This window comes from Sorangium sp. So ce834 (assembly GCF_051521425.1).
GTDB classification, from domain to species: Bacteria; Myxococcota_A; Polyangia; order Polyangiales; family Polyangiaceae; genus Sorangium; species Sorangium cellulosum_D.
The window spans coordinates 2859611-2874132 of record NZ_CP150351.1; the positions used below are offsets into that span (position 1 = coordinate 2859611).

The 14522-nt window shown below is 72.9% G+C and carries 11 protein-coding genes; 9 read left to right on the forward strand and 2 right to left on the reverse strand.

Annotated features, from left to right (window positions below; translation table 11 throughout):
* Positions 1 to 235: 235 nt before the first annotated feature.
* The 5 genes from pcnB (at position 236) to WMF20_RS10280 (ending at position 5234) form a co-directional block, all read left to right on the forward strand.
* Positions 236 to 1603 (forward strand): polynucleotide adenylyltransferase PcnB, encoded by a 1368-nt coding sequence (gene pcnB, locus WMF20_RS10260; RefSeq protein ID WP_437612798.1) that lies wholly within the window; start codon positions 236 to 238, stop codon positions 1601 to 1603.
* Positions 1604 to 1704: 101 nt separating this feature from the next.
* Positions 1705 to 3363, forward strand: a complete 1659-nt coding sequence (locus tag WMF20_RS10265) for a transglutaminase-like domain-containing protein (protein ID WP_437612800.1) — start codon at positions 1705 to 1707, stop codon at positions 3361 to 3363.
* Positions 3360 to 3806, forward strand: a complete 447-nt coding sequence (locus WMF20_RS10270; protein WP_129574176.1) for an NUDIX hydrolase — start codon at positions 3360 to 3362, stop codon at positions 3804 to 3806. Before WMF20_RS10265 ends, WMF20_RS10270 begins: the two co-directional genes overlap by 4 nt.
* 216 nt (positions 3807 to 4022) lie before the next feature.
* Positions 4023 to 4289 carry a hypothetical protein gene (locus WMF20_RS10275; RefSeq protein WP_437612803.1) on the forward strand — a complete coding sequence of 89 codons (267 nt, stop codon included), beginning with the start codon at positions 4023 to 4025 and terminating at the stop codon, positions 4287 to 4289.
* Between the two features lie 147 nt (positions 4290 to 4436).
* A complete protein-coding gene (locus tag WMF20_RS10280; protein ID WP_437612805.1) occupies positions 4437 to 5234 on the forward strand; it encodes a TetR/AcrR family transcriptional regulator in 798 nt (265 codons plus the stop codon).
* A gap of 9 nt (positions 5235 to 5243) precedes the next feature.
* Here WMF20_RS10280 and WMF20_RS10285 read toward each other — a convergent pair whose 3' ends face one another.
* Positions 5244 to 7247 carry a C1 family peptidase gene (locus WMF20_RS10285; protein WP_437612807.1) on the reverse strand — a complete coding sequence of 668 codons (2004 nt, stop codon included), beginning with the start codon at positions 7245 to 7247 and terminating at the stop codon, positions 5244 to 5246.
* A 134-nt stretch (positions 7248 to 7381) separates the two neighbouring features.
* Here WMF20_RS10285 and WMF20_RS10290 point away from each other — a divergent pair, with 134 nt between their 5' ends.
* The 4 genes from WMF20_RS10290 to WMF20_RS10305 all read left to right on the forward strand — a co-directional run bounded on the left by WMF20_RS10290 (position 7382) and on the right by WMF20_RS10305 (position 12270).
* Positions 7382 to 8497, forward strand: a complete 1116-nt coding sequence (locus WMF20_RS10290) for a geranylgeranyl pyrophosphate synthase (protein WP_437612809.1) — start codon at positions 7382 to 7384, stop codon at positions 8495 to 8497.
* A gap of 103 nt (positions 8498 to 8600) precedes the next feature.
* Positions 8601 to 8822, forward strand: a complete 222-nt coding sequence (locus WMF20_RS10295) for a Franean1_4349 family RiPP (protein WP_129574181.1) — start codon at positions 8601 to 8603, stop codon at positions 8820 to 8822.
* Positions 8819 to 10834 (forward strand): hypothetical protein, encoded by a 2016-nt coding sequence (locus WMF20_RS10300; RefSeq protein WP_437612811.1) that lies wholly within the window; start codon positions 8819 to 8821, stop codon positions 10832 to 10834. The genes WMF20_RS10295 and WMF20_RS10300 overlap by 4 nt, the downstream gene beginning before the upstream one ends.
* Positions 10831 to 12270 carry an adenylate/guanylate cyclase domain-containing protein gene (locus WMF20_RS10305; RefSeq protein ID WP_437612813.1) on the forward strand — a complete coding sequence of 480 codons (1440 nt, stop codon included), beginning with the start codon at positions 10831 to 10833 and terminating at the stop codon, positions 12268 to 12270. The genes WMF20_RS10300 and WMF20_RS10305 overlap by 4 nt, the downstream gene beginning before the upstream one ends.
* Positions 12271 to 12312: 42 nt before the next feature.
* Here the strand turns inward: WMF20_RS10305 and WMF20_RS10310 are convergent, their stop codons facing one another.
* Positions 12313 to 14022 (reverse strand): B12-binding domain-containing radical SAM protein, encoded by a 1710-nt coding sequence (locus WMF20_RS10310; protein ID WP_129574183.1) that lies wholly within the window; start codon positions 14020 to 14022, stop codon positions 12313 to 12315.
* Between the last annotated feature and the right edge of the window lie 500 nt (positions 14023 to 14522).

The following is a 14522-nucleotide window of genomic DNA, read 5'->3' on the forward strand; positions in this document are numbered from 1 at the left end:
CTTTGCTCTCACGGCGAAGCCCTGCTAGACGGCCGTTAGCATCTCTTGTTCCGGGCGACAGCCGGATCCGCTCGCCAGGCCGAATCAGGCCGAGGCGAGCGAGCCGGCACGGTTCGGGGGTCCGCGGGCGCGGGCCTCATCGCGCGGGTCGGTTCTCCAGGGAGTACCCAGAATCGCGCGCCAGTCGTCCTCCACTCCCTCCAGGCGCTGCCTGGTGCTTTCTCGGTTGCTGATTATGGGTCGCGCGACCCCATCTCCTGATAACGGTACAGCGGCGCACCAAGACGCCGATCTCCCTACGTACGAGGTCCGCAGCGCCCCCGGGCTGCGCGCTGGGCCCGAGGGCGAGACCACGCCGACGGACACGAGCGCCCTCGACGGCGATCCGTTCCGCGTCGAGCTCGTCGACGAAGACATCCCCACCCCGCGCCGCTTCCAGGTCGTCTTCGACGAGGCGCGGATCGATCCGGACGTCCAGAAAGTCGTCCGGCGCCTCGTTCGCCACGGATACCAGGCCTACCTGGTAGGCGGCTGTGTGCGGGACTTGCTCCTCGATCGCCGCCCGAAGGATTTCGACGTCGCCACCAGCGCCCGGCCGGAGGAGGTCCGCGAGCTGTTCCGCAACTCGCGCATCATCGGCCGGCGGTTCCGTCTGGTGCACGTCCTCTTTCAGGGCGGGAAGGTCATCGAGGTGGCGACCTTCCGCCGCAACCCGAAGGAGGACTCCGAGGACGGGAGCGAGCTGCTCATCCGGAGCGACAACGCGTTCGGCGTCGCGCACGAGGACGCCCTGCGCCGCGACTTCCGGATCAACGCGCTCTTCTACGACGTGGAGGCGCGGCAGATCCTCGACTGGGTCGGCGGCATGGAGGACGTGCGCCGTCAGGTGGTCCACACGATCGGCGATCCCGAGACGCGCTTCCGCGAGGATCCGATCCGCATCCTGCGCGCGCTCAAGTTCGCCGGCCGGCTGGGCTTCGCGATCACCCCGGACGTCTACGACGCGGTCGTCTACTGCCGCGACGCGCTCGCGCTCGCGGCGCGCCCGCGCCTCTCGGAGGAGATCCTGCGCCTCCTGCGCGGCGGCCAGGCGCGCCGCACCATCTACCTCGCGTGGGAGACGGGGGTGCTCGACGTCCTCCTGCCCGAGGTCTCGGCGCTGCTCTACGACGATCGCGGCGACGACGGCCCGGGCCAGCGCCTCTGGCGCGTGCTCGACTACGTCGACCGGCGCACCGCCGCGGACCGGCCGCTCGACGACACGGTCCTCTGGACGCTCCTGCTCCTCGAGCCGATGAAGGAGGCCTGCGACGGGGTCCGCGATCGCGCCGCGGCGGTCGCCGACTTCCTCGAGCCGCTCATCGACCGGCTGGCCATCTCCCGACGGTACGCCGACGGGATGCGCCGCATCGTCGCCGTCCTGCCGAGGCTGGCCGGCGGCCGCGCCGGCCGCTTCGCCCGGACCGACATCTTCCAGCCCGCCCTCGACGTGCTCGCCGCCGAGCTGACCGCGCGCGGGGAATCCACCGAGGCGATCGACCGGCTCCGCTCCGCCCCGCAGCCGCGGCGCCACCACGCCGATGCGGCGCAGCACCGGCGCTGACCGGGGCGCCGGTGGCCGACCGTGACGGCCGGCGGCCGGCGCGCGGACGGACCGGCCGGCGTGGAACATCGCCGGGGTTTCTGGTTTCATAACGGCTCCTGATGTCCGCTCCGGTCGCGCGCCCGCGCCCTGCTGCTCTGCCCGCTGTCTCCGCCTCCCGGCGCCGGCTCGGCGGCCGGGCGCGCAGCCTGCTCGTGTTCGCGCTCGCCTGCGCCGTGTCGCCGCTCGCGGACGCGCAGGGGTCGCTCCTGCACGAGTTCATCGCGCCGGACCCCGCGGAGGACGTCTCGCTCGCCACGACCACGCTCGACGGCGGGCTCCCGGCGGCGATCCAGACGCCGAGCGGCCTGGCCACGGCGCCCGATCCGCAGCGCCCGCCGTCGAGCCAGCAGCAGGTCTACAGCACCGTCGGCTCCGACGCCGGCCCCGACGCCTCCTACGAGCCGGATCGCGACACCCGCCGGCCGAACATCGAGCGCTACGACGACCCGTTCTCCCCGGCTACCGCGCCGTTCAAGCGGCTGCAGGCCTACGACGCCGTGAGGGCGGACTACTCGCTCGTCGTCCGCGATCGGAGCCTGAAGGCGGTCGAGGTCGGCGGCAAGGTCGCGGCGGGCGACGAGGCGTTCTACGGGGACATCGCGGTCGATCTCGTGCCGAACGAGCCGGTCCGGATCCCGACGGTCGGGCCGGACACGCGGCTCGTGCGGGTGCACGTGAACCCCGACACGCCGGTGGTCGTGCTGCGCGACGGCGCCGACAACTGGTTCGTCCGCGGCACGAAGAGCGCGCGCGTCCGGCTCATCGTGCAGCTCGCGATCGCGCGCGCGACCTTCGGCAGCGATTTCGCCGAGGTCGACTGGGGCAAGCTCGCGCCGTACCGCCCGCCGCAGGAGCCCTCCCACGAGGCGGCGTTCAAGCAGGTCGCCCAGGCGATCGGCATCTCGACGGCGATGCGGCCGCGCGAGGTCGTGCAGAAGATGGTCGAGTACTTCCGGTCGTTCGCCCCGTCGGACGACCCGCCCAAGGGGTATGGGGACATCTACCTCGATCTCGCGCTGTCGCGAAAAGGCGTCTGCCGCCACCGCGCCTTCGCGTTCCTCGTCACGGCCCTGCACATCGGGATCCCCGCGCGGATGGTCGTCAACGAGGCGCACGCCTGGGTCGAGGTCTTCGACGGCTCGCTCTGGCACCGCATCGACCTCGGGGGCGCCGCCCTCAACATGGACCAGGAGGTCGATCCGAGCCGCCCGCCGTACGTGCCGCCGCCGGACCCCTACAGCTGGCCGGAGCAGCGCGACTCGGGCCAGGATCTCGCCGATCGGACGCGCGCCGAGCAGATGCAGCAGGGGCCGCCCGGCCCGGGTGGCGCCGGCTCCGCCAGCGCCGGCGCGCCGCCGCCTCCGGCCCCGCCGGCGCCCACCCCCACGAGCGACGCGGCCGAGCGCGCCGCGGCGCGCACCGACGTGGCCGTGAGCGCCCTGGACAGGGAAATCCGCCGCGGGTTTCCGCTCCACCTGCAGGGCCAGGTGAGCAGCGACGGGGCGCCGTGCGGTCACGTGCGCGTCGACGTGATCCTGACGGGGAACGCGGCGCAGCAGGGCTTGACGATCGGCTCGCTGTCGACCGATGAGCGCGGCCGCTACGACGGGGCCGTGATCGTCCCCGGTGATATCGCGCTCGGCGACTACGAGCTCGCGGTCGCGACGCCGGGCGACGCGCGCTGCAAGGCCGGTCGCACCGAGGCGGCCGCGCCGTGAGCGACGCGCCGGGACGCGCCCTGGAGCCCCCGCGCGTGGCGGTCGGCGCCGTCGTGATCGAGCGCCCACCGGGCGCGTCCGACGCGCCGCGCGTGCTCCTCATCCGGCGCGCCCGCCCGCCGCTCGAGGGCTCCTGGTCGCTCCCTGGCGGACGCGTAGAGCCGGGAGAGCGGCTCGCGGACGCCCTCGCCCGCGAGATCCGCGAGGAGACGGGCCTCGAGATCCGCGTCGGCCCCCTCGTGGAGGTCGTGGAGATCGTGGCGACGCCGTACCATTACGTGATCCTCGATTACCTGTGCGCGTCGACCGGAGGCGTCCTCTCTCCCGGGGACGACGCCTCCGAGGCGGCCTTCGTGCCCATCCCCGAGCTGCCCGCCTATGGCCTCACCGACGTCGCGCTCCGCGTGATCCACCGGGCCCTGGCCATGGCGACCGCGGGCTGAGACCGCGCGATCCAGGGAGAGCCCGACTTGGCGCAGCCCGCGCCGAGGCGGGATGTCGCCCGAGGAGCGACTCTCCACGTTGTCTTCCGGTGTTCGGCAATGGCAGCGTTATTTTACCGCCCTATCGCTCACGACATGTGCGTCGACGGCGTTAGGTTTCACGTGGGTGCCGGGATGAGCGCTGGTCCAGCGATCGTGAAGGGCATGGTGGGTGTCGTGGCGGCGACCCTGCTGTCTGCTCCTCTGTGCTTCGCGCGGCCCGGAAGCGACGGCGCTGGGCTCTTCGCGCTGCCCGCGCCCCGCGCATTGCGCGCCGCCGCGCCGCCCGGCGCGCAGGGCGGCGCGGCCGAGGACCCGGGCGGGCTCGCGGCGCGCATCGCGCGGGCGCTCTCAACGACCGTCAAGCGGGCGGTGCGCTCGGGCGTCGCCCCGATGTTCCTCGGTCTGCACGGGTTCGGTGTGACCGTGTCCGGTGAAATGTGATGAGCGCGGCTACCCGCGATAGCGCGATGGCCGGCTGAGCGAGCGCGCGGCGCGCGCTGACGACGCGATCGTGAAATCGAATTCGCACTCGATCGCCGCGGCGTCTGCATTGCGGCGCTTCTGGAGACATCGTAAACCGAGAAGTCGATGAGCTCGACGCGAAGAGCGCGGAAGGAGGAGCAGAAGGAGGAGCGGCGGAGGATCATCATCGACGCAGCCTGGCAGCTGTTCCAGGAGACGCCGTATCTCGAGATGACCATGGCGCAGGTCGCCGAGCGCACTCGGCTCGCCAAGGGGACCCTCTACCTCTATTTCACCACCAAAGAGGAGCTCTTCCTCGCGGTGGTCGATCAAGAGCTCGCGAAGTGGTTCCATGAGGTGGATATCCGCCTGACGCATCTCGGCGCCTCCCAGGGCGAGGAGGCCGCGGCGCGCCCCCGGCCGCCGCGCGCCCGCCGCGGCGCGCCCGCGGCGCCCGGCGCGGACGCCGCGGGCAGCATCGCGTCGATCCTGTCGACGACCCTCGCGGCGCGCGACGCGATGACGCGCTTGCTCTCCATCCTTCACAGCGTCCTCGAGCAGAACGTCAGCTACGAGGCCGCCCTCCGCTTCAAGCTCTCCCTCCTCGCCAACATCGAGCGCACCGGGGCGCTGCTCGAGCGGTGTCTGCCGTCGCTCGCGCCAGGGCAGGGCGGCCCGATCCTCATCCGCATGTATGCCCTGCTCATCGGCATGCGCCAGGTCTGCGACCCCAGCGACGTGATCCGCGATATCCGCAGCCGGCCCGAGATGGGCCTTTTCCGGATCAACTTCGGCGAGGAGATCCGGGCCTCGTTTGCCATCCTCCTGAGCGGAGCGCTCGCGCCGCCGCTCGCGCCCGAGCGGCTCGGCGCCCCGGCCCTCCACGGCATGACCTCGGCCGAGCGGCGCCGCCCGGAGGGGTGAGCGGCGCGCTCACCACGGATCCCGCGCCGACATCGGCGGCAGGTGATCGGCGAACGGCTGGTTGAGGATGCGGGCGATGACGGACTTCCACGTGGTCGCGTCGTTCTCGAAGTCCTCGTGCCGCCGCGCCTCCGAGCCATGGGGAGGGGGCCTCGTGTTGGGCCCCTTGATCCACTCCGCCCGCGGAAACACGGTGGGCCGATCGTCCCGGTTCTCCGTGAGGAGCGCGAGGACGTCGGCGTTCTCCGGGTCGAGGAGCCCCGCCTCCATGCCGAGCAGCGAGACGCCGCTCGTGCCGGGCACCCGCGGGCGCCGCTCGAGCGCGTTCGAGACCAGGTAGAGCAGCGACCTGCCGTAGACCTCGCAGTGGTCCTGGAGCTCCGCCTCGTCCGTGAGCGTGAACAGGGCGAACCTCCGGACCATGCCGCTCTTGATCGGCGGCATGTACGTGTCGCGGAACGCGTCGATGGCGCTCGCCGGAGCGAGCAGGGAGAGCGACTCGATCGGGAGCCCGAGCCCGAGCTGACCCCGCATCGGGCCGCCCTCGATCCGCTTGCCCTTCTCCGCGGTGACCAGCTGCACGAGCGGCGCGAGCAGGAACGTGCCGCTGGAGTGGGCGACCAGGTGGAGCTCGATCCTCGGGTCCTGGTCCATCAGCGACGCGAGGCGGCTGATCATCTCGCGGACGCCGCCGTGATCGGCGTCCATGGTCGCGTCGCCCGCCGCGAGCTTCATGCGATCCCACTCGGCCTTGCCGCCCATGCGCCGGACGAGCGGCTCCAGGGCGTCGTCGCGGCGATCGATCATGAACCCGAACGCCCTGGGATCATAGCCGTCGTGGCGGCGGCCCTCCGTGGCGCGGTGGAGGATCTCGAGGAGGCGCGGATAGTGGTCGGTCTCCCAGAGCAGCTCGATGGGGTAGATCTCGTGGCCGAGCAGCTTCGGTCGGAGGCGCGACATCCGGTTGATCGCGTCGATCTGCCGGCGCAGCGCGCCGCCCGCGATGAGCACGAGCCGGCGGCGCCTCCAGCTCTCGGTCGCGCTCATGAAGTCTTCTTCCATGATGATGCGGACGTCCTCCGAGGACGTGCCGTAGGCCCCGCGCTGCTGGAGCTGACCGTGCATGTCGACGCTGATGAGATGCGGCCGCAGGCTCGCGAACGTCCGGCTCGTGGAGGCGAGCGGGCGGAGCGAGCGCGGCTGGTTCAGGCGGATGGGGACGCCGAGCCGCCCGACCCACGCGTCGAAGCCGTACTGGAGCCAGTCGTCGTAGCAGAGCCGCCCGAAGCCGCTCTTGCCCCAGCCGAGGCCCCAGGAGTTCTGGAGCCAAAAGCCCTCCGCGTCATACCCCACGATCGCGAAGGCGTGGCCGCCCCAGGGGGCGATGAACGGGTTCGTCTTGTCGACCGGCGGGATGATGCCGTTCTTCTGGATCCCGTAATACCAGCCATTGAACGGGATGAGCGCCGAGGCCGCGATGATCCCGACCTCTGCGAGGGCGTTGTGCATCGCCGGGAGGTCCTTGTGGTTCACGCGTTGATACAGGCCGAGCGGCCGGAGCATCGCGTCCGTGGCGCGCTCCGGCGTGAGCGTGCCGTGGAGATCGTTCGGGTCCCACGGCCATTGCTCATAAGAGCAAATACCGTGTTTGTGCCAGCCCTTCATGGCGCCCCTCAGGCTGGAGCCCCTCGCGTCGTCCTCGCCCGGGTACTCGTCGTAGCGGCGCGCCATCGTGTACACCATGTTCTGGCTCACGAGGCCGTACTCCGGGGAGACCTTGCGCTTGCGCAGCAGGAAGTGGGCCACGGTGGCGACGGTGAAGCCGGTGCAGCCGTTATTCCTGCCCTGGTCGAGCACGGGCACGCCGTAGTCCATGAAGCGCTCCGGGGGCATGACCGGAGGCACCTCGATCATCGTGGGCCGATAAAGGGTGTCGCGGAAATCGAGGACGTCAGCGCGGGCGTCGGTCGTGATGTCCCCGTGACGCTCGGCGAAACGCTCGGAGTCGATCATGGTTTCCGATCTCGTGAAGTCGCCGAGTGTCGCACGGGCGGCGCTCCGGGCAAAGTCGGCTGCGCTCGGCCCTCGGACGAGCCTGCTCGTGCTAGCGTCGCCCCTGCGGCGCCGCCGCGCCGTCGAGAGGTGGGATGAACGAGGACAGCCGCGCAGAGCGAGGAGGCGAGGGCGACGTCGTCGATGTCGACGTCGACGACGTCGGGGCGCGGCTCGAGGCCGAGGTGCTGCGGCGACTCGCGTCGTTCCGAGGCCGGCTCGGGAGCGAGCTCGGCGCGCTGTTCGATGAGCTCGCCGCGCGCCTCCGGCTCTTCGAGGGCGAGCCGGGCGAGGGCTACTTCTCCCACCCGGCCGCGCTGCCGGTGCTCGAGCTGCCGCTCTGGGTCGCGACGCGGCCGGGCGGCCCGGCGCCCGCGGCGGACGCCGGAGCGCGGGCGATCCCGCCGCTCGCGGTCGATTTCGCCGAGGCCGCCGCGGTCGGGTACCTGCACGTCCGCATCGAAGACGACCTGCTGGACGAAGGGGTCGGCGAGCCCGGCGCGGCGGTGCTCCTGTCCGGAGCGCTGTTCGCCCGCCACCAGGCGCTGCTCGCCCGCTCGCTGTCCGGCAGGAGCCCGTTCTGGGATCTCTTCGAGGAGGTCTGGCTCGGGTACGGCGAGGCGATGCTGCTCGAGCGGCGGCTGCACCGGGGCGCAGGCCCGCGCGACGCCGCCACGTTCCGGCGGGTGCTCGCCCGCTCGCGCCCGCTGGTGCTCCCGGCGGCCGCGGCCCTGTTCGCGCTGTCGCAGGCCGAGCGCCTCGCGGCGCTCGAGGAGTTCGTCGCGGCGCTCGCCGCGGCGCACCAGCTGTTCGTGGACCTGCTCCACGCCGAGAAGGATCGCGCGCTCGGGAACGCGACGTACGTGCTCGCCCGGCTCGGCGCGCAGGTCGAGCCGAGGGACGCGGGGCGGCCTCGGCCGGACGGCGCCGCCCCCGCCGGGGGCGAGCCGCGCCACGATCCGGCGGGGCGCGGCGCGGCGGCCCTGCGCGCGCAGCTGTTCGCGCGCGGGGGCTTCGACGCCATCCTGGAGGAGGCGCGTTGTGAGCTCGCTCGCGCCGAGGCCGCCGCCGGGGCGCTCGGGCTGCCGGAGGCCGCGCGCTTCTGCAGGGAGCGCGAGCGGTACATGACCGAGATCCAGCGGCGCGTATTCCGCGCGTTCTTCGGCGCGCTCGCGGGCGATCCCGCCGCGAGCGGCGGCGCCCCGCGCTGAGCCGGCTCGCGGGCGCAGCGCCCGGGGCGCGCGCGGCGCGCCTGCTGGTACTTGCTAGCCGTTTGCAGGTCTCCTAGCCTCGCGAGCGAGAAAGCGAGGAGTCGTGACGTCGAAGAAAACAGAGGCAGAGCTCATTGGTCGTGCCGTTGTGGATTCGAGCTTCCGCCAGCAGCTCCTTGCCGATCCCGAGCGCACCATCGACGCGGAGGGGTACGAGGTCGGGCCGGAGACGCTCCAGCGCATCCGCGACGCCGCGACCTCGACGCCCGAAGCGGTCGATGCGGCCATCGCGGCCGCGGCGCGTGAGGGCGGGGTCGGTATGTGACGTTGTCTTCTGCCGCAGGAGCGACCGCCGTCTGGCCCTGGCTCGACCCGGACGACAAGGTGGCGTGCGAGCGCTCCTGGGCCGCGCTGCTGTCCGCGGGGGCGCTCCAGCGCGGTGACGCGGCCTGGGGGGCGCTCGCGATCGAGCGCGGCGTCGGCGCGCCGCCGGGGCGCAGCATCCCGTGGGCCAGCTGGGCGCTCCGGCTGTGCGGCCGCGTGTCGGCGCCCGCCGCGGCGGCCGACGCCGCCGTGGCGGTCGCCGCCGTGGCCGCCGGCGGCGTCGAGGGCGCTCCGGACGCGCTCGCGCGTGGCGCGCTCGCGGCGCGCCTGCTCGCGCGCCACGCCGGCGAGGCGCGCGCGCGCCGCTGGCTCGTGGACCTGGCCGCGCTCGCGGAGGCCTCGTGGCCTCGCAACCCGGTCGTCGCGGGCGTCGCCGGCGCGGAGCCGGACGCCGCGGCGGGGCGCGCCGGCGACGCCGGCTCGCGCGAGGTCGTCGCCCTCTGGACGGCGCCCGCGCTCGTCGCCGGCGACGATCTCGCGCCCGCGCGCCGCTTCGGAGAGGCGGTGGCCGAGCCGCTCTGGCTCCTCGACGGGCTCGCGCGCCTCTGGCTCGATCCGGCCGCGCCGGACCTCGCGGCGCCGACGCTCACGCCGCTCTTCGCGCTCTGGCTCGGCGGCGCGGATCTCGCGCCTCCGCTGCTCGGCGCGCTCTCGGGCGAGCGCGCGTCCCCCGTGCGCCGCCGCGAGATCCACGGCCTGCTCGCGACCCGCCCGTACCGGGCCGCGCTCGCCGCGCGCGCGCGGGGCGCGCTCGCGTCGGCCCGCGAGGCGGCGTCCGGCGCGCCGCGCTCGCGCTCGACCGAGCGCGGCCTCGCCGAGGCGCAGCTCGAGTTCGTCGACGCGCTCGGCGAGCGCTTCCGCTTCTTCGAGGGGCTGATGGCGTTCCGCGATCTGCTCGGCGCCGGCGCGGCGCCCGCGCCGCGGCCGCAGGGTGACCGCGCGCCGCGCGAGGACGCGGGCGCGGATCTGGAGGCGGCGGTCGCGTTCCTCGCGGAGTCGGCGCCGTGGCCGGAGTCCTGGGAGGTGCAGCGCTTCGGCGTGCTCGGGTCGCGCGAGCAGCCGGTCGGGCACTGGTTCGTGCGGGCGACGATCCTGAAGGCGCTGCTCGAGATCGGGGACGCCGGGCGCGACGTCCGCGCCGACGCCGCGGCGCTGCTCGACGAGATCCCGGCCGGGGAGCTCCGCTACTTCGGCGCGTTCCGCGATCTCCCGCCGGACGCCGACGACCTCGCGATCATGCTCCAGCTGGTCGCCGAGACGGGCGCCGCCCGGGATCGCGCCGAGACGTGGATCGAGGTCATGCTGGCCAACGTGGGCGAGGATGGCGCCGTGCCGACCTGGTTTTACCGCGGGCCGTCGGGGCCGACCACGCCGGGCGCGGCGTGGGCCGGCGACGACTGCACGGCGGTCCGGCTGAACCTGCTCGCGGGCCTGCTCTCGTTCGACGCGGCGCGGTTCGCGCGGCTCATCGACGACAACGCGCGGCGCGTGCTCGGCGCCGCCGCGGAGGGCGGCATCGAGGGCGCGTGCTTCTACGACGCCTCGTACACGGACCTCGCGTTCCTCCGCTTCGCGCGCCTCTACCGGGAGCGGGCGGGGGAGGCGCCGCGGGCCGCCGACGTCGCCGCGGTCGAGGCCGCGATCCTGTCGCGGATGCTCGGAGCGCAGCGGCTCGACGGCGGCTTCGGGACGCCGCTCAGCACGGCCGCGTGCCTCGAGGGCGCGGCCATGGCGGCGTCGCCTGACCCGCTGCTCCTGGAGCGGGGGCTGCGCTACCTCGGCGAGCGCCAGCTCGTGGACGGCTCCTGGCCGGCCGAGCCGCTCTACCGGGTGCCGATGAAGCGCGGGCGCGAGGGGCACCACCAGGGCAGGGCGCTGACGACCGCGCTCTGCGCCCGCGGGCTCGCCGCGGCGTGGTCCCGGCTCGGGCGCGGAGGGGAGCGGCGCGCATGAACATCGAGAAGTCGCCGGAGGTCGTGCGGATCCTCCAGGCGCAGGAGATGCGCGGCGAGCAGATCGTGAACCACGTCCGGTTCGTGTTCGCGCTGCTCTCCGCCTACACGTTCACGCACGTGTGGACGGTCAACACGCCGGCCGCGAACCAGATCTTCGCGATCCAGATCGGCGGGTACCTCGCGTTCTCGCTCCTGCTCTACGCGTTCTTCCGCCTGCGCCCCGGCGCCTACGCGGGCTGGCTCAAGTACGTGAGCATCTTCGTCGACCTCGCGCTCCTCACGCTCACGGCGCTGGCGACGGCGAGGAACCACTCGGGGATGATCGAGTACTTCTCGAGCTACCTCGCGACCGTCTACGTGCTCTGGAACCTGATGTCGGGCTTCCGCTACAGCCTCGCGGCGTGCCTGTACTCGGCGGGGCTGTCGGTCCTCTTCAACTCGATCGTGCTCGCGATCACGGTCTACACCGGCGCGATCCCGATCAGCCCGGTGTCCGTCTACGGGCACAACGCCATCAACATCGCGGACCAGTGCCAGCAGGTCCTGTTCATCGCGCTCCCGGGCGTCGTCGCCGGCATCATCGCGCGGATGTCGCGCAACCTGGTCCTCCGCGCCGAGCTCGAGTCCATGGCCCGCCTCCGCCTCGAGCGCGAGAAGCAGGAGCTCGGCCGGTACCTCTCGAAGGACCTCGTCGATTTCGTCCTCTCCGACCCGGGGCGGCTCAAGCTCGGCGGCACGCGCCGGCACGTGTCGGTGATGTTCACCGACATCCGCAACTTCACGCCGCTCACCGAGTCGGTCGAGCCGGAGGTCGTGGTCTCGTTCCTGAACGAGTACTTCACCGAGATGGTCGACATCGTGTTCCGCTACGGGGGCACCCTCGACAAGTACATCGGCGACGGCCTGATGGCGGTGTTCGGCGCGCCGCTCTCGGTCGAGGACGCGCCGAAGCGCGCCGTGATCGCGGCGATCGAGATGGTGCAGGCCCTCGAGCGCATGAACCAGCGGCAGCTCCTCGGCTGCGGCGAGATCAAGATGGGCGTCGGGATCGCGACCGGCACCGTCATCTCCGGCAACATCGGGTCGCTCCAGCGAATGGAGTACACCTGCATCGGAGATACGGTAAACACGGCCTCGCGCCTCGAGCAGTTCAACAAGGAGCTCGGCTCCAAGATCATCGTCTGCCAGGCGACGTACGCGAACCTCGACGACTGCGTCCCGGCGACGCCGACCGGCGCCCTGAGCATCCGGGGCAAGAGCCGTCAGGTCCATCCTTACATCGTGGACCACCAGGAGCTCTCGCCGGCCCGCCTGGAGGAGCTCCGGCGAGAGCTCCTCTCGCGGCCCCGCCGCATGGAATCGATGCCGCCGCGGGCCGACGCCGCGCGGGCGCCGGCCGCCTTGCAGAGCACCGGGCGCGGCGGCGCGCGGTAGCGCCGCGGCGTCAGGAGGGCGTCGCGCGGAAGCGCCGTGGCGTCAGGAGGGCGTCGCGCGGAAGCGACGCACCCGGGCCGAGCCGGGGCCGCCGTCCTGCGTCGACAGGCCGAGCGCGGTGCGCGCCGGCGCGTGCAGGCGCTGGAGGACGCGATCGAGCAGGCGGAGCGCGCCGTCGCTCATCTTCACGCCGCGCGGCGAGCGGTAGCCGAACGCGACGCCGTCCACGACCTTGTAGGCGTTCTCCGTGGGCGAGGCGGGGCGCATCTCGACGACCAGCGCGCCGTCGCGCGTCTTCATGATCACGACGATCTCGCCCGGGCGCGCGGAGGCCTCCACGAAGGTCCACCCGCCGGAGGTCGCCTCCTTGATCCCGAGCTCGAGCACGCGCTGCAGATCCTGCCCCGCGGGCGCGAGCGTCGTCGCGCCCTCGACCCGGATCTCCCCGCCCGGCGGGACCACGCCGCTGCCGAGCGGCATCGCCGGCCGCCGCATCTCGCGCGGCCCGGGGAACGACCACATGTCCGGCGTGATCTCCCCGCCCTCGCGGTACGCCATCTCGATGAGGCGGCTGCGCTCGCGCGAGAGCGCGTCCTCGGACCAGCCGAGGCACGAGCGCATCATCAGCGTGAACGGGTCGAAGCGGAGCTCGAACGACGCGGGCGCGCGCGTCATGAGGTCGTCCGGGAGGACGAGGCTGTGGAAGATGCGGACCTTGCACGGGAGCTCGCGCGCGCGCTCGAGCGTGCGGCGGAACGTGATGGGGCCGTCGCCCGGGAGGCCGAGGAGGATGTCCACCTCGATGTCCGTGAAGGTCGAGAGCTCCTCGATCACCTTCGCGAACTTCGACTCCCGGAACGGGCGCTGCGTGCCGTCGCCGGTGTCCTTGTTGAGCGGCGGCAGCCGCGCGCCGAGCGACACGCGCGCGACGCCGCGGAGGAACTCGAGGTGCTCGTCGTGCACGTGCTCGGGATCGATCGACGCCGAGAGCGTCGCCTGCTTGAAGAAGCCGACCTGCTTCTCCGCGGCCACGAGGTTCCGGAACGCCTCCGCGTTCAGGTTGAGCGGGGCGTCCACGACCTGCGCGCCCGGGGCGCCGGCGGCGCGGAGCGCGCTCAGCTCCTCGACGAGGTAGGCCTCCGAGAAGACGCCGGCGGAGGCGTCGCCCGTCGAGATGCCGCAGGTCGGGCAGCTCATGACGCCGCCGCGGCAGATCTCGATCGGCACGATGCGATCGGTCGGGAGCAGCTTCATGCGGATCGGCGAGGGGAGCTCGTCGGGCGCCACGTGAGGCGCTTCGCCCGTCGAGACCCAGCCGCCGGCGGTGAAGACGTGCAGCCCGGGCACGGTGCGCAGCGCCTCGGGCGAGCGATCGCTCAGGCGGACGATGTTCCGGAACGTGAGCTCGTTGCCGTGCACGAGGGCGTCGATGCAGGCGGCGGCGTCGCGCCAGTGCGCGAGCGCGAACATCGCGGGGCGCGCGAGGGGACCGCAGAGGACGATCGTGCGCCCCGGCCGGTTGCGCTGGAGGTGGCGCGCGACCTCGATGAACGTGGGAAAGGACCAGACGTGCGCGGCGAGGCCAACGACGTCGGCATCCACGTTCTCGACCTCGGCGACCCACGCGTCGAGATCCCTCGTCTGCGCGTCGATCACATGGATCGGCACGCCGGCGAGCTCCGGATCGGCGAGCAAAGAGGCTTCGACACGACGGATTCCATGGCTGAACGGCGCTCCCCCACCGTCCGGCATGGTTGGCTCCATCGCGAGTAGCGCGACGCGGCGTTCGCCAGGCATCCATGGGAGTCTACCAGGGTGTCTCCCCCGTCGGGGAGTCCGTTCGCGCTCTCTGTTTGCTCCCACTCCCGGTCCGCTCTGCCCGACGTCCGGGGTACGCCCTCGCTTACGTCCGGGGCCCGTCCGGAGTTGCATCCCGAGCGCGGCCGGGCTTTCATAGTGCCCGGGGCGAAAGAGGGGGAAGGACTACGCCGGATCGCCGGAGTGCGGCGGTCTGTCTGTCGGGCTGCGCGCTTCGTCATCATCGTGGACGCGGCGCGCTGCGGCGAGCGCTCGGGAGCGCGTAAATCCGTTCGCCCGGGCCGCTCGTCACGCCGGCCGTCAGCCGTCATCGAGGGGCCTGTGCCGCACCGCCGGCCGGCCTGCCGGGGCGCGCGCCGCGCGCTCCTCCGTCGCGGGACAGGAGGGCGCGCCCCCTGCAGAGCGGCCCCGCTTCCGACGAAAGCCGAGGGGGG

Coding starts and splice junctions, on each gene's coding strand:
- WMF20_RS10285 (WP_437612807.1), bottom strand. CDS start 7,247: ATGATCGACTCCGAGCGTTTCGCCGAGCGTCACGGGGACATCACGACC.
- pcnB (WP_437612798.1), top strand. CDS start 236: ATGGGTCGCGCGACCCCATCTCCTGATAACGGTACAGCGGCGCACCAA.
- WMF20_RS10310 (WP_129574183.1), bottom strand. CDS start 14,022: ATGCCGGACGGTGGGGGAGCGCCGTTCAGCCATGGAATCCGTCGTGTC.
- WMF20_RS10280 (WP_437612805.1), top strand. CDS start 4,437: ATGAGCTCGACGCGAAGAGCGCGGAAGGAGGAGCAGAAGGAGGAGCGG.
- WMF20_RS10290 (WP_437612809.1), top strand. CDS start 7,382: ATGAACGAGGACAGCCGCGCAGAGCGAGGAGGCGAGGGCGACGTCGTC.
- WMF20_RS10265 (WP_437612800.1), top strand. CDS start 1,705: ATGTCCGCTCCGGTCGCGCGCCCGCGCCCTGCTGCTCTGCCCGCTGTC.
- WMF20_RS10305 (WP_437612813.1), top strand. CDS start 10,831: ATGAACATCGAGAAGTCGCCGGAGGTCGTGCGGATCCTCCAGGCGCAG.